The following is a 15,610-nucleotide window of genomic DNA, read 5'->3' as shown; positions in this document are numbered from 1 at the left end:
AGTTATACCGCTTTATCAAATAAATCCATTAGATGATATTTTATATTATCTATTACACTATTAAGTCTAATATCTCTATCACTGTATATAGGAACCTTTGCATATAGCTTATCATTAACATAGATTTCACAGTGTCCTACTTCTTGATTTTTCTTGTATTCTTTTATTCCTTGCTTTAGAACACATTTTTTTGTTATCTTATTTTCTGTACCTCTTTGTAATATTACATTGAAATCTTTATTAGATTTAGCCATTATGAACTTATCACCTTTTTTATTTAATGGAATCTTTTCCACATCACCATCTTTTGTTAAAACCTTTTTAGATTCAAACTTTGAAAATCCGTAATTCATTAACATACTTGCATCCCTATTTCTTATCTTATAAGTTGGTGCTCCAACAATTACAGCTAAAACTCTTATATTATCTCTTACAGCTGTAGCAGATATACAATACTTAGCTTCACTTGTATATCCTGTTTTTAATCCATCACACCCTCTATAAAATCTTACAAGTTTATTATGGTTAACTAAACCTATAGGTTGTTTTCTACCTTCCGATATAGTCTCCATATATGTTCCTGTATACTTTAAAATTTTTTCATGTTTTAATAATTCTCTAGACATAAGTGATATATCATAAGCACTAGTTAAGTGACCTTCTGCTGAAAGACCATGACAATTTTTAAAAGTAGTATCTTTCATTCCTAATTCTTTGGCTCTTTCATTCATTTTCTTTACAAAAGCTGTCTCACTTCCACTTATGTATTCAGCTAAAGCAACAGCAGCATCATTTCCTGATGCTATAGCAACCCCTTTTAAAATTTCTTCTAATGTTCTTACTTCGCCAGTATCTAATAGCATACTACTGCTTCCATTGCCACCCATTTTTTTTGCATTTTCGCTTATTACAATCTTATCACTTAATTTAATTTTACCTGAATCAACACCCTCCATTGCCAAAAGCATAGTCATTATTTTTGTTACTGATGCAGGCGCAAATTTTTCATGAATATTTTTTTCAAAAATAATTTTGCCTGTATTAGGCTCCATTAAAAGTCCTGATTTAGCTTCTACATCAAGTCCTTTTTCATCTGCCTTAGCTGATAATACAAATATGTTACTTACAAAAAAGCATATTAATAGTATACTAATGATTTTTTTACTTTTATTGTTCATACTTATCCCCTTCCTATAAAACAATCATTTCTAATTTTATTTTTACCAATTTAGTTTAGATTATGACAAAATATAAAAAAAATAAAAATAAGTTCATTTATCACTTATTTTTATTTAAAATTATATATTTGAACCAATTCTATAAAATGAAGTTTTTTAACACAATAATTAGACTTCTACACTCCACATAAAATATTAATATACTAATAATATAAAGATATTTATAAAAAATAAAAGTGCACATCCTAAAACATTAAGCTCTAGGATGTGCACTTTTATATACATCTACAATTTTACTTTGCTTTGATATGCCAGAATAAATTTGAGTTGTAGCTATAGAATTATGTCCTAATAACTCCTGAACTGATTTCATATCCGCTCCATTTTGAAGTAAATGTACTGCAAAAGAATGCCTTAAAGTATACGAATCAATTCTTTTATTTATTCCTGATTCTGTCGCATATTCTTTAACTATCTTCCAAAATCCTTGTCTTGTCATTTTCCCTCCCCTTAAATTAAAAAATAAAAGGTTAGAATTATTTAAGTTTATTCTATTTCGAATTTTAAGATAGCCATTTAAACAATTTACAGCATAAGATCCAATAGGTATTATTCTCTCTTTATTTTTACTTCCTTTGCATTTTATGTAGGATAACTTTGTACTTATATCAAAAATTGATAAAGTTAATAACTCTGATACTTTTATACCTGCTGCATACATAATTTCTAACATAGCTCTATCTCTTACGCCTTTTGAAGTACTTAAATCTGGTGCACTTAGAAGCTTATCCACTTCTTCTACACTAAGTATTTCAGGAATATTTCGTTTGTTTTTAGGTACTTCATAATTGATAAGAGGATTTTCATTTGTTTTTCCTATCTTTATAAGATATTTATAAAAACCTCTAATTGATACTAAATTTCTAATTATGGAGCTATTAGCACTTCCCTCTTTTTTTAATGCTTGTACATAATCCATAATAGAAACTATATCTATTTCCTCTACTTTCTCTTTTCTTTTAGATATAAATTTATTGAATTTACTTATATCTCTCTTGTAAGCTTGTATAGTATTATTGCTTAATTCTTTTTTTCTCATATCTTCTATAAAATTAATTAAATATTCATTCATAATATTTACTCCAATGCTTATAATCTATTTACTATATAGTAAAAAATTCATTTACAACATTAATAAATCTTAGTAGTATGAGTTTATTTTCGTTCAATATATTAAATACTAAAATGCTATCCTTACAGTATTTGTTTTTTATCATAAAAACTTTTATCAATAAATCGAGAAGATGAGGTAGAATTATTCCCAACATAAGTATTATTAAAACACACTTAAGGATTAGTATAAAAAAATCTAATATATTTTTAACATCACTCATGCAAATGCACATCCAGTTTCCATAACTATTAATTTTAGTATACTAGAAGTTAGATATCCTTCAAGTATAAATCCTATAGTCATAAAACAAAGAATAATTAAAAACACTGTTGAATATGGCATAATTTTCATTAAATTATTAGTAGGTTTCAAATTATTTAGTGTATTATTTTTCAAAAGACTTAATGAAAACTCCATAGATGCCACAGATACTATAACAATACATGGAATATATATTATATTTTGAGGAAATACCGTTAACAAATTAACTAATATACCTTTACTGCCTAAACAATTAATCATAAAACTTGCTGTAAATCCCATAGTAAAACCTTTTATACCGTCTAATATTAATATAATAGGTATTCCAATCATAGATAATCCTAAAAACCATATAATGATTAAAAAAGGTATATTGTTTTTTAATGCTTGCAAAAATACTTGTTTTTTACTTACTTGTACAGAGTTAATGTTATTAGTATATTGTAAAATATAGTCTATTAAATTATGTTTCTCAGATTCTCCCATATACTTAACTGCATAAATTCCAAGTACTATACCTATACAAAGAAACAAAAGACTTATAATATATAAAAATAAATTTTTTTGCATGTATTTAAATATCCCACCAAAAAGCTTTTGGTTTTGCATTTTTATTCCTCCTTTTGTTAATCATCTTTTTTAATATTTATGATAACAAAAGAAGTAATATGCACACTTTTAAAGTGATAAATTTAAATAAGCATAAAAGCAGAAATGGTTTTAGCGTCTATTATTTCACCTTTTTTTATCATATCTTTTACTTTTTGTACTTCTACCTCATGTAAATTAATAAATTCATCTTCATCTCCACCTATTTGTCCTTCATATAAATCCTCTGCTTTGAAAATATGAATATACTCATCGCAAAAACCAGGGCTTGTTACAATTTTCCCTAAGAAAGTAATTTTACCAGCCTTGTATCCTGTCTCTTCTTCTAACTCCCTTCTACAACAAGTTTCTATGTCTTCACCTTTTTCTAGTTTACCTGCAGGTATTTCTAATATATTTTTTTCTATAGGACTCCTAAATTGTTCCACTAAGATAATAGTATTATCTGTTTTATACGCTAAAATTGCTACTCCTCCGGGATGTTTTACAATCTCTCTCTCTGAAATTTTTCCATTAGGCAATTCAACGGTTTTTATATCTAAAGTTAGTATTTTGCCTTTAAATTGATTTTTTTCTTCTAGAGTTTTTTCTAAACACTTCATCTTAAGCCTCCATAATATATTAACTTACTTTATTTTTTAATCTTAGTTTATCTGCAACCATAGCAATAAATTCACTATTTGTAGGTTTACCTTTACCATTATGTATAGTATACCCAAATATCTTATTAATAGTTTCCACTTGTCCTCTTGACCATGCTACTTCTATGGCGTGCCTTATTGCTCTTTCAACTCTACTAGCTGTAGTATTATATTTTTTTGCTATTGATGGATATAATTCTTTTGTAACTGCTGACAAAAGTTCTATATCATTTACAACCATAGTTATTGCTTCTCTCAAATACATATATCCTTTAATATGAGCAGGTACACCTATTTCATGAATAATATTTGTGATTTCAGATTCTAAATCTAGAGGTTCATTACTTGATGTTCTAATTTCTTCATTTTCAATTAAGGATACAGGTTTTTTGACTTCGCTGCTTAACACATTATTATTAAACATTTGTCTAATTCTTTTTGTAAATACATCCATATCAAATGGTTTTACTACATAATAATCAGCACCTAATGTTATAGCTCTTTGTGTTATTTTATCCTGTCCTACTGCTGATAATACTATTACTCTTGGCATTGGTTCCATACTTATACTATTTAACCTCTCTAAAACTCCTAATCCATCTAAATGAGGCATTATTATGTCTAATACTACAAGGTCAGGTTTTTTTTCTTGTATTAGCTTTAAAGCTTCAATTCCATCTTTAGCTACACCTGTGACAACTATGTCTCTTTGGTTCAATAGATAATCATTTAGAATACTACAAAATTCTTTATTATCATCTGCAATAACTACACTTATTTTACTATTTTCCATAATTATATCTCTCCTTTAAATTCATTCCATTTCTTAGCTTTAAATTCGACAACTAAGTAATAAATCCTTCTTATTTAGAAAAAATTTCTAAATAATTATGACAACATAAATAAAAGATAGCATATGCTACCTTTTATTTGTTATTATCTATTATTTTACTATCTTTTACATAAGATTGCTAGTGATTAGTTAAAATACCTGCATCTTGAAGCATCCATTCTATATAAATACCATATCCAACTTCGGGTTTATTAATTAATACATGAGTTACAGCTCCAACAATTTTATTATCTTGAATGATTGGACTTCCACTCATTCCTTGAACAATTCCACCCGTTTTGCTTAATAATTTTGGATCTGTTATTCTTATAACCATACTCTTAGGGCCTGGAGTATCTTGAACTAATAATTTTTCAATTTTTATATCATACAACTGCGGTTTATCACCATCTATAGTGGTTAATATTTGTGCTGATCCTTCTTTTATTTCATTTCTTAAAGCTATTTTCATAGGCTTATTGAATTCTTTTCCTACAAGCTTTTTATCTCCATTACCATATATTCCACAAATTGTATTTTTATCTACTTTACCTATATTATTATCTTCGTTTATAAATATACCTCTTAACTCACCTGGATTTCCTTTTTGTCCTTTTCTTACCGATACAATAGATGATTCAAGAATTTCTCCCTTATCTATCTTTAAGATTGTACCTGTATCTACATCTGTAATTGGATGTCCTAGTGCACCAAATCGATTGCTATTTTTATCATAAAAAGTTAAAGTTCCTACTCCTGATGTTGAATCTCTAACCCATAGCCCTATCTTATACCTATTATCTTTTTTATCTTTTATAGGTTTTATTGACTTTTCAATAGTTTTATCATTTCTTTCTAATGTCACTGAAATTTTTTTTCCTTTATTTGTATTTAATTCATTTATCAATTCTTCTGAATTATTTATAACTGTATTATTTAATTTTGTAATAGTATCTCCTACTTGAATTCCACCCTCAGCTGAAGGACTTATATTTATGCCCTTTGTTGTTTCTATATCACAAAATGCAACAACTAAAACTCCTTTAGTATTTAATTTAACTCCAACTGGAGTTCCTCCAGGATAAACTTTCATATCAGGTATAGGCTTAACAGATACTGATTTTAAAGGTAAAACTCCAAGAAAACTTACATCTACTACTTGTTCATCATATTTATATTTTTTATTAAATAAAAACTGTCTATTTATTTTTATGAAGTGGTTGGATTTTAATTCCTGATTTTCTTTTAAAAAAACTACATCAGGTAAACTGGATTTTTTTAAATATATACCCATAGATAAAATTATAATGGGAATTAAAATCCAGCATATTATGCACTTAAATTTATTCTTCATATTTTTACCTCCTGCATAACATACCTTTATTTGATTTTAATTTTCCCTTTTTAAAAATTTATTATGCTATTGTATATATTCAAACAGAGTAATACTTTAATAACAAAACAAATATATGATAATTTACTTAGTAAATAAATAAAGAAATTCATAATCATGTACTAATTACGAATTTCTTTATTATGAACTAATTCTATTTTTCTATCCTTAGCTAATTTTATCATTTCTTTTGAATGTTTAATTGTTAGATCTGTAATTTCTGAGCCACCAATCATTCTTGCAATTTCTTCTTCTTTTTGTGCTTCAGATATCTTTTTTATATTTGTATAGGTTTTTTCATTTTTCACTTCTTTAGATACTAAAAAATGACAGTCTGACATAGCTGCAATCTGAGGTAAATGAGTAACACAGAAAACTTGGCAATTTTTTGATATAAGATACATTTTTTCAGCTACCCTTTGAGCAGTTCTTCCACTTATACCAGTATCTATTTCATCAAATATAATAGATGGAATTTCATCTTTACTAACAAAAACAGTTTTTAATCCCAACATAATTCTTGACAATTCTCCTCCTGACACAACACTCTCTAAAGGTTTAATTGGTTGTCCAGGGTTAGTAGATATTAAAAACTCAATTTTGTCACATCCATTGCTATAAAATTCTTCTTCCATTTTAATATTAACCTTAAAAATACTTTTTTCAAGTCCAACATACTCTAATTCAGCTTTAATTTTGTCTTCTAATAAAGTCGCTATATTTTTTCTAATAATATGTATATCTTCAGCAATCTTTTTCATTTCAGAACATATTTTTTCTTTATCTTTTCTTAAACTTTCAATGATTTCATTGCTATTAATCATCTCATCATATTGATTGGTTATTTTATCTCTATATTCTAAAATTTTTTCAATTGAATCACCATATTTTCTTTTATATGTATCTATCTGGAAAATTCTGCTATTTATAATATCTAATTCATTTTTATCATAAGATGTATTTTCTTGGATATGCCTTATATCTGAAACATTTTGTTCGATATTATAATAAGCCTCTTCTAAAGAATTTGCTATACAAGATATTGTATCTATTTTATCCTCAACATTTCTCAACTCTCTTATAACTTTATTAAGAGAATCATATACAGAAATAAAATTATCATTGCTATTATAAAGTACATTATATGCATAACTTAAAGATTCGCTTATTTTTTCAGCATTATTTAAAATAGTATATTTTTTTTCAAGTTCTACATCTTCTCCTATTTTTAAATTAGCTTTATTTATCTCACTAATTTGATAATTTAAAAAATCTAATAATTTTTCTCTTTCCCCACTATTTACACCTAACTCATCAATTTTTCTATCAATTTCTAATAGTTTTTCATATAATTTTTTATACTCACTTAAACCACTCTTTAATTTGTTTTCTCCTAATCTATCTAAATATAAAATATGAGTAGAACTATTTAACAAATCTTGATTTTCATGTTGTCCATGTATATTTATTAATGTTTCAGCTAATTTTTTTATTTGTGAAATTAAAACTGATTTTCCGTTAACTTTTACTATACTTTTTCCACTCTTAAAAGTTTCTCTACTTATTATCACCAAATCTTCAAATTCTATTTCCATTTTCTCCAAAAAACTTATAGTGTTTTTATTTTCAATATCAAAAATAGCTTCTACAAAAGTTTTCTCTTCCCCAGTTCTTATTAAACCTTTATTAAATTTTCCACCTAACACAAAATTTATTGCATCTATTATTATAGACTTTCCAGCTCCAGTTTCTCCAGTTAAAATATTAAATCCTTTATCAAAAGAAATGCTTAAATTTTCTATTAATGCAAAATTATTTATGTTTAATTGAAGAAGCATAATTACCTCCTATTTTACAGTCAACATCTTTTTTAGTTTTCTAACTAATTCTTGTGCCTTTTCTTCATTAATACACAATATAAAAATTGTATTATCTCCAGCTATACTTCCAACGATGCCCATAAAATCCATGGAATCTATGGCTTCAGCAGCTGCTGATCCTGACCCTGAAATGGTTTTAACTACAACCATATTTTGAACATTTTCAACATTTAGTACAGTATGAGTAAACACATTTACTAACTTATTGGATAAAAAATTTTCATTTGGAGCAATAGCTGCATATTTATATGTTCCTTTATCCGATAAAACTTTAATTAATTTTAATTCTTTAATATCTCTAGATACAGTGGCTTGAGTAACATCCATTCCTGATTTTTTTAATTCTTCAGCTAATTCTTCCTGAGTTTCTACATCCTTCATTTTTATAATTTCTAAAATTTTTCCATGTCTTTCTATTTTCATATACTTTTCTCCTTCCTTTTATTAAAAAATTTTTTTTCTTAAAACATCAAAGTAATTATATCCGTCCAATTTAATAAGCTTACATTTTTTATGATATTTTTCAATTAATATGTTATTGCAAGTTTTCAAATTTACAGATTCTTGCCCATCTACAGTCAAAAAAATCCTTTCATTTTTTTGATGTATTCGTATATTAATTTTACTATTACTTTCTAAAATTATACTCCTCATTTGCATAGAATGAGGGCATATAGGAGTAAGTAATATGACATCTAGTGTTGGATATGCAACAGGACCTCCTGCCGAAAGAGAGTATGCAGTAGAACCTGTAGGTGTAGAAATTATTATTCCATCTGCTTTAAAGGATGTATAGAAATTATCATCTATAAATATTTCATACTTAAATATTCTAGATAATGCTCCCTTTGATATTACAATATCATTAAGAGAAATGTATGTTTCAATCTCTTTTTCACTTGCAATTTGGCATTGAAGCATCATTCTTTCCTCAATATTGTATCTTTCCTCACTTAACTTTAAAATTGCTTCTTCTAATTCTAAACTTTCCACTCCAGTTAAAAAACCTAGATTGCCCATATTAATCCCTAAAATAGGGATATCATATTTTGCTACAACTCTAGCAGTGCTTAATATAGTTCCATCTCCACCTAAAGATATAATAACATCTAAATCTTCACTTTCTATGTTTTCTAACCCTTTTAAATCATAATATATTTTAATATTGGAACCTTTAATATACTTCTTTAATTTATAAATTACATTATCAATTACTTTTTTATCAATAAATTTACTACTATTTATATTAAGGCCTATATTTTTCATTTTATCCTCCACTATAAATTTTCATGTGAAGCATTAACAATCCTGTCTATATTCTCAAAATCAAATTTTTCATTATAACCTATATTCTTAGTAAAATATACAAGATATTCAATATTGCCTTCTGGACCCTTTATAGGAGAGTGATCTAAGCCAATAATTTTAAAATTATTTTCCACTAAAAATTTTAAAATTCCCTCTATTACTTCTTTATGTACACCAGCTTCTCTTACCACACCTTTTTTACCAACCTTTTCTTTACCTGCTTCAAATTGAGGCTTAATCAATGCCACAATCTCTCCCTTATCATTAAGTAAGTTAGCAATAGCTGGTATTATTTTCTTTAAAGATATAAAAGAAACATCTATACTTGCAAAATCACAATACTCACCAATATCTTCTTGAGTTAAATACCTAGCATTTGTTCTTTCCATGCATACAACTCTTTCATCTGTTCTCAACTTCCATGCAAATTGTCCGTATCCCACGTCTATAGCAAAAACTTTTTTTGCTCCATTTTGAAGCATACAATCAGTAAACCCTCCTGTTGATGCTCCTATGTCCATACAGACCTTATTTTCTAATTTTACACCAAAACTTTTCATTGCTTTTTCTAGTTTAAAACCGCCTCTACTTACATAAGGCATTATCTGTCCTTTAAACTCTATATCAAGATTCTCTAAAACTTTTTCTCCACATTTATCTACTCTTTTTCCATCCACAAAAATTTCACCTGCCATAATACTGGCTTGTGCTTTTTCTCTTGAATCAAAAAAATTTTTTTTTACTAACAATACATCCAATCTCTCTTTTTTTGCTGAACTCATTTTATACTCCTTTGTTTTAAGCTTATTGTTCTAAAGAATTTTAACTATATTCTCAACTAAACCATCTACATCTAACTTGTTTAATTTGTACAAAATATCTACATTTCCATGAGGAATAAACCCATCTTCATATCCCATATTAATAATCTTTATGGTATTTTCATATGAATTTATATAATCCAATACCGTACTCCCAAATCCTCCAGGTTTTATATTATCTTCTATAGTTACAATTTTATATTCATTATTTATAAGATAATCTAATAAACCTTTATCTAAAGGCTTTACAAACACAGCATTAATTACTGTTATATTTATACCTTGTTCTTTTAGTCTATCTCTAGCTTTCAAAGCTATTTGCACCATCTTACCTACAGCAATTACAGCAATATTATCACCTTTATGAATAATTTCCCATTTGCCTTTTTGAAAATTTTGTAAAGGCTCTAAACTCACATCTTCCATGTCTCCACCTCTAGGGTATCTTATTGCTATAGGGAAATCTTGTTCTACTGCCCATCTCAACATAAATTTTAGTTCATCAATACACTTTGGACTCATTATTGTCATGTTAGGCATGTGAGATAAATAAGATATATCAAATATTCCTTGATGGGTTTCACCATCATTTCCAACTATTCCCGCTCTATCTATAGCCAGAACTACTGGTAAGTTCTGTAGACATATATCATGAAGAACTTGATCATATGCTCTTTGCAAAAAAGTAGAATAGACAGCAAAAAAAGGTTTAAATCCTGCTCTGGCTAATCCAGCAGATAAAGTAACTGCATGTTGTTCAGCTATACCCACATCAAAAAACCTATCTTTAAAAATTTTACTAAACTCTGAAAGTCCTGTGCCATCTCGCATAGCTGCTGTTATTGCCACTATCTTTTTATTTTCAGAAGCAATATTAACAAGTTCCTTTCCAAATGCCTTAGAATATGTATTTGAATTTGCTTTATTTATTTCTCCAGTACATTTATCAAAAGGAGATACTCCGTGAAATTTACCTGGATTTTCTTCTGCAAATTTATATCCTTTACCTTTTTTTGTTATTGTATGTATAATTACTGGACCATTTATTTTTTTTGCCATAGCAAGAACCGCTGTCAATTCTTTGATATTATGACCATCTATAGGTCCTAAATACTTAATACCCATATCTTCAAAAAACATTCCTGGTACAACCATTTGCTTAATTCCAGACTTTATTTTTCTAATAGAATCTGCAAAGCTGTTCCCTATATTTGTTTTTCTTAAAGCATCGTTAAAATCACTTTTAAATTTATTATATTTAGGATCCACCCTAAGTTTGCTTAAATAAGTAGACAATCCTCCTACGTTCTTTGCAATTGACATTTGATTGTCATTTAAAATTACTATTAAATTAGTCTTTCTATCACCTACATCATTTAATGCTTCTAGAGACATTCCTCCTGTTAATGAACCATCTCCTATAACAGCAATTACATTATAATTTTCTTTTTTTAAATCTCTAGCTCTTGCCATACCTAATGCTGCTGAAATAGATGTGCTACTATGCCCTGTTTCAAACACATCATATTCACTCTCACTTCTCTTTGGAAATCCACTAACTCCACCATATTGTCTTAATTCATCAAATTTATCCTTACGACCTGTTAATATTTTATGTACATAAGTTTGATGCCCTACATCCCATATAACTTTATCTTTATCTATATTAAAAACTTTATATAAACTTAAAGTCAATTCTACAACACCCAAATTGGAAGCTAAGTGACCTCCTGTTTTGGATACCTTATCCACTAAAAACTGCCTTATTTCTTTTGAAAATTGATTTAATTCCTTTAAAGACATGTTTTTTAAGTCACTTACATTATTAAATTTATCAAGAATATTATACATCTTATCCTCTTTCCTTTTTAATAGCATATATTATCTTTGAAACCGTAAAGATAATATCCTTAGAGTTTTTCATAGCAAAACTTTTTCCTAGCGCTTTTCCCCCTACAGTTAAAGCAGCAATCAAAGCACCTATTGTTGAAGCTAAAAATAAATTGTATTTTACATTTGTGTTAGTCGCTGCAATAGGTATTTTAGATAATATAGCAGCTCCTATGGCACCGCTTACAACTCCACATACATCGCCTATTACATCGTTACAAAAATTTGATACTTTATCTGCATTTCTAATTAATTTTATAGCAATTTTTGCTTCTTTAATTTTTTTTGAAGACATTGCATGAAAAGGCCTCTCATTTGCAGCTGTAACTGCTACTCCTATAACATCAAAAATAATTCCTATTAAAATTATCATAATCAAAATAACAATAGCTAAGGTTAAATTCACTTTAGGCATTGCCAAATTAGAAAAAAATGAAATACTACCTGAGAGTATAATTGTCCAAATTACAATAATAAATATCCACAACTTATTACTATTTTTTTTCTTTTTTCTTCTTGTTTTTTCATTTTTTCTTTCAGTTTTGTCTTTGTCCTTTTCCAAAAAAACTCTCCTCCATAATATAAGAGAGAGTGGTAGTATACTAAGTAAATCTTACGGCTTAGGTCTAGTAGGCTTTCCCATAGAGCAATCGAGATGTCACCATCTTGATAGTTTCCTTTTAATGCTCTATTTATAGTGTCACCAGCTATAAGACTAGACTACCACTTAGTCCGTACTGCAATCCCTAGCATACCTCTTCAGAACAGTCTAGGAGTTTTCCTCTACAGTTAGGTATTTCCCTAGCCTCTTTTGCAAAATGGGTTTAAGTAAAATTACCTCCACCCACTTCACTCAAGGCAGGCTACACTGTACATAGCTTTTCACCACAATACAGGTTTAATCCATTGTCGTAACATAGGTATCTCTCCCATGCCACAATCAATGGTCTCCGCGAAGGTAGGGTCAGTTGCGCATGCCTTTGCGGTTGCCCCATCCCCCTTACTCCCAGCACCAACCCATAACTGGGCGTTACAAGCCAGCACCAGAAGCTTCATCGATGTGCCCTTTGACGGATTTTTAGCCCCGCCTTCAAGAAATACTTACCTGACTAGAATACTGCACCACTCTCACATATAGGGATTATATCACAGCATATACAATATTTCAAAACATGTTTACACCATTCTAGTATAAATAATGTAATATTATAATTAATTTCTGTATTTTTCAAATACACTTTTTATTTAAATTTTCTACTAAATATATTGGATTTATAATCAATAGTTTGTAAAAATATCTTAAAATTCTCTATCTAAAAGAAAAAGAGTTATATCTTTTAAATATTTTGTATCCTTAGTTATACTATCTAAAATAAGTAGACATTCATCAGTAAGAACTTTACATCTTTTTTTACACTCTTCTAATCCATATTTAGTTATAAAAGTTGTTTTTTCTTTTTCACAATCACTATTTATATTTTTGCCTAAAATATTTTTATCACCAATTACATCTAAAATATCATCTTTTATTTGAAAAGCTAGACCTAATTTTTCACTATACTCAGTAAGCAATTCTATATCTTTATTATCTGCTTCTCCTAGAATTGCTCCACTCAATATAGCTGCTTTAATTAATTCACCAGTTTTCTTACTATGCATATAATTAAGTTGCTCTTCTTTTATAGTTTTTCCCTCACTAATTATATCAACAACTTGACCACCAATCATACCTTCTACACCAGAAGCATTAGAAATTAATTTACATGCCTCTATAACACTTTTCTGTGGATTATTAAGACAATAACCAAAAAGTATATTAAAAGATTCATTTAATAATCCATCCCCAGCCAAAATAGCTATTGCTTCTCCAAAAACTTTATGATTTGTAGGTTTGCCTCTTCTTAGATCATCATTATCCATGGCTGGCAAATCATCATGTATTAAAGAATATGTATGAATCATTTCCAATGCACAAGATACAGGTAAAATTTCCTTGTAATTTTTATTGTACATACTATATGTTAGAATCATTAGAATAGGCCTTATTCTTTTCCCACCAACTTCTATACTATAGTCCATAGCATCATATATCAGTTTGTTATAAGTACCTTTATCCTTAAAATAAATTTTTAACCACTTATTTATTTCTTGTTTTACACCATTCATATAATTCATCATCACTCATCAACCTCTATAAATTCTTTTTCTCCTTGATCTGTAACAATCTTTATCTTACCTTCTGCCTCATTAAGAATTTTATATAGTTTATTACATATATTTATGCCTTCCTCATAATTCTTAATAGAATTTTCCAAAGATATTTCTTCTTTTTCCATAGTTTCTATAATATTTTCTACTTTTTCTATTAAAGTCTCATAGGACTCTTTCTTTTTAGGCATAGCATGATCTCCTTTATTTTACTTCTTCTACCTTAGCAACATTTAAATTAACTGTTCCATCTTTCAAAACAATTTTTAGTTGTCTTAATTTTTGTATATCCTTTGTACTACTTATAACATTATTATTTTTATCCTGAATTACTGCATATCCCTTATTTAATACATTTAAAGGATTATGAGCATTTAAAAGAGAATTTACTTTAGCTAAACGACTTTTTTCATAATCAATTTTGGAGGTGATTTTATATGTAAGATTTTGCTTTAGATTATCTATTTTTATGTATTGATTAGCTATATAATTAGTTGGATTATGAAGTCTTAGTTTATTTTCTAGTAATTTTAGTTCTCTACATTTTTCATCTATTTTTTTTTGTATTTCATATTTTAGTATATCTTTATAACTCTTAATTTTTACATTTGTATCATAAAGATTAAATGAAGCAACTTCTGCAGCAGCCGAAGGAGTAGGTGCCCTAAGATCACTCACAAAATCACAAATTGTAATATCTGTCTCATGTCCCACTCCACTAATTATAGGTTTATTACACTTATAAATGGCGTATGCTAAATCTTCATTATTAAAAGCCCAAAGCTCTTCTATAGCGCCTCCGCCTCTAGCTAATATAATAGTATCGATATCTTCCCGTTTGTCAAAGTATTTTATACCCCTTATAATATCCTTGCTTGCCTTTTCACCTTGGACAAGGGATGGATATATCAATATGTCTAATCTTGGATTTCTTCTTTTTATTACATTTATAATATCTCGAATAGCAGCCCCTGTTGGAGAAGTTATTACCCCTATTTTTTTTGGATATCTAGGAATAGTTTTTTTATATATTTCATCGAATATACCTTCATTGGAAAGCTTTTCTTTTAATTTTAGGAAAGCCATATAAAGCTCTCCTAAACCATCTTTCTCCATTTCTTCACAATAAAATTGATATAGTCCTTCTTTGGAATATACTGAGACCCTTCCTTTAATTAATACCCTTTCACCTTCTTCAGGACAAAAATTCAGTGTATTAACAGCAGACCTAAACATAATACAGTTTATTTTTCCATATTCATCTTTTAAAGAAAAATACATATGTCCACTACTATGAAGTTTTAAATTTGAAATTTCTCCTTTAACACAAGCATTTCTTAATATAAAGTCATTGTCTACAACTTTTTTAATATAGCTATTGAGCTGGGAAACTGTTAATGTTTTAATATACATGT

15 protein-coding genes are annotated in these 15,610 nt (G+C 27.9%); all 15 read right to left on the bottom strand.

Going from position 1 to position 15,610, the window contains the following annotated elements; all coding sequences use genetic code 11:
- Positions 1-2 precede the first annotated feature (2 nt).
- Positions 3-1,178 carry a D-alanyl-D-alanine carboxypeptidase family protein gene (locus OW729_RS15265; protein WP_268062415.1) on the bottom strand — a complete coding sequence of 392 codons (1,176 nt, stop codon included), beginning with the start codon at positions 1,176-1,178 and terminating at the stop codon, positions 3-5.
- A 253-nt stretch (positions 1,179-1,431) separates the two neighbouring features.
- A complete protein-coding gene (xerD, locus tag OW729_RS15260) occupies positions 1,432-2,310 on the bottom strand; it encodes a site-specific tyrosine recombinase XerD (protein ID WP_268062414.1) in 879 nt (292 codons plus the stop codon).
- 258 nt (positions 2,311-2,568) lie between these two features.
- Positions 2,569-3,222 carry a stage II sporulation protein M gene (gene spoIIM / locus OW729_RS15255; protein ID WP_268062413.1) on the bottom strand — a complete coding sequence of 218 codons (654 nt, stop codon included), beginning with the start codon at positions 3,220-3,222 and terminating at the stop codon, positions 2,569-2,571.
- An 83-nt stretch (positions 3,223-3,305) separates the two neighbouring features.
- Positions 3,306-3,824: an NUDIX hydrolase gene (locus tag OW729_RS15250; RefSeq protein ID WP_268062412.1), complete on the bottom strand. Its 519-nt coding sequence runs from the start codon at positions 3,822-3,824 to the stop codon at positions 3,306-3,308.
- A gap of 19 nt (positions 3,825-3,843) precedes the next feature.
- Positions 3,844-4,656: a sporulation transcription factor Spo0A gene (gene spo0A, locus OW729_RS15245; RefSeq protein WP_268062411.1), complete on the bottom strand. Its 813-nt coding sequence runs from the start codon at positions 4,654-4,656 to the stop codon at positions 3,844-3,846.
- Between the two features lie 178 nt (positions 4,657-4,834).
- Positions 4,835-6,049: a SpoIVB peptidase gene (gene spoIVB, locus OW729_RS15240; RefSeq protein ID WP_268062410.1), complete on the bottom strand. Its 1,215-nt coding sequence runs from the start codon at positions 6,047-6,049 to the stop codon at positions 4,835-4,837.
- A 161-nt stretch (positions 6,050-6,210) separates the two neighbouring features.
- Positions 6,211-7,926, bottom strand: coding sequence for a DNA repair protein RecN (gene recN, locus OW729_RS15235; protein ID WP_268062409.1), 1,716 nt, complete (start codon positions 7,924-7,926; stop codon positions 6,211-6,213).
- Between the two features lie 9 nt (positions 7,927-7,935).
- Positions 7,936-8,391 (bottom strand): arginine repressor, encoded by a 456-nt coding sequence (locus OW729_RS15230; protein WP_268062408.1) that lies wholly within the window; start codon positions 8,389-8,391, stop codon positions 7,936-7,938.
- 21 nt (positions 8,392-8,412) lie between these two features.
- Positions 8,413-9,234 (bottom strand): NAD(+)/NADH kinase, encoded by an 822-nt coding sequence (locus OW729_RS15225; RefSeq protein ID WP_268062407.1) that lies wholly within the window; start codon positions 9,232-9,234, stop codon positions 8,413-8,415.
- Between the two features lie 11 nt (positions 9,235-9,245).
- Positions 9,246-10,058: a TlyA family RNA methyltransferase gene (locus OW729_RS15220; protein ID WP_268062406.1), complete on the bottom strand. Its 813-nt coding sequence runs from the start codon at positions 10,056-10,058 to the stop codon at positions 9,246-9,248.
- Positions 10,059-10,088: 30 nt separating this feature from the next.
- A complete protein-coding gene (gene dxs / locus OW729_RS15215) occupies positions 10,089-11,948 on the bottom strand; it encodes a 1-deoxy-D-xylulose-5-phosphate synthase (protein WP_268062405.1) in 1,860 nt (619 codons plus the stop codon).
- A 1-nt stretch (position 11,949) separates the two neighbouring features.
- On the bottom strand, positions 11,950-12,549 hold the full coding sequence (locus OW729_RS15210; RefSeq protein ID WP_268062404.1) for a hypothetical protein: 600 nt from the start codon (positions 12,547-12,549) through the stop codon (positions 11,950-11,952).
- A gap of 737 nt (positions 12,550-13,286) precedes the next feature.
- Positions 13,287-14,165 (bottom strand): polyprenyl synthetase family protein, encoded by an 879-nt coding sequence (locus OW729_RS15205; RefSeq protein WP_407647693.1) that lies wholly within the window; start codon positions 14,163-14,165, stop codon positions 13,287-13,289.
- Entirely contained in the window at positions 14,165-14,386 is a 222-nt protein-coding gene (locus OW729_RS15200) for an exodeoxyribonuclease VII small subunit (RefSeq protein WP_268062403.1), read from the bottom strand. The genes OW729_RS15205 and OW729_RS15200 overlap by 1 nt, the downstream gene beginning before the upstream one ends.
- Positions 14,387-14,399: 13 nt before the next feature.
- Positions 14,400-15,608 carry an exodeoxyribonuclease VII large subunit gene (gene xseA / locus OW729_RS15195; protein ID WP_268062402.1) on the bottom strand — a complete coding sequence of 403 codons (1,209 nt, stop codon included), beginning with the start codon at positions 15,606-15,608 and terminating at the stop codon, positions 14,400-14,402.
- Positions 15,609-15,610 lie beyond the last annotated feature (2 nt).

Origin of the sequence: Clostridium brassicae (assembly GCF_026738875.1) — a bacterium.
Lineage (GTDB): Bacteria > Bacillota > Clostridia > Clostridiales > Clostridiaceae > Clostridium_H > Clostridium_H brassicae.
The sequence above is the reverse complement of the archived record's forward strand: the minus strand, read 5'-3'. Positions and strand labels throughout refer to the sequence as shown.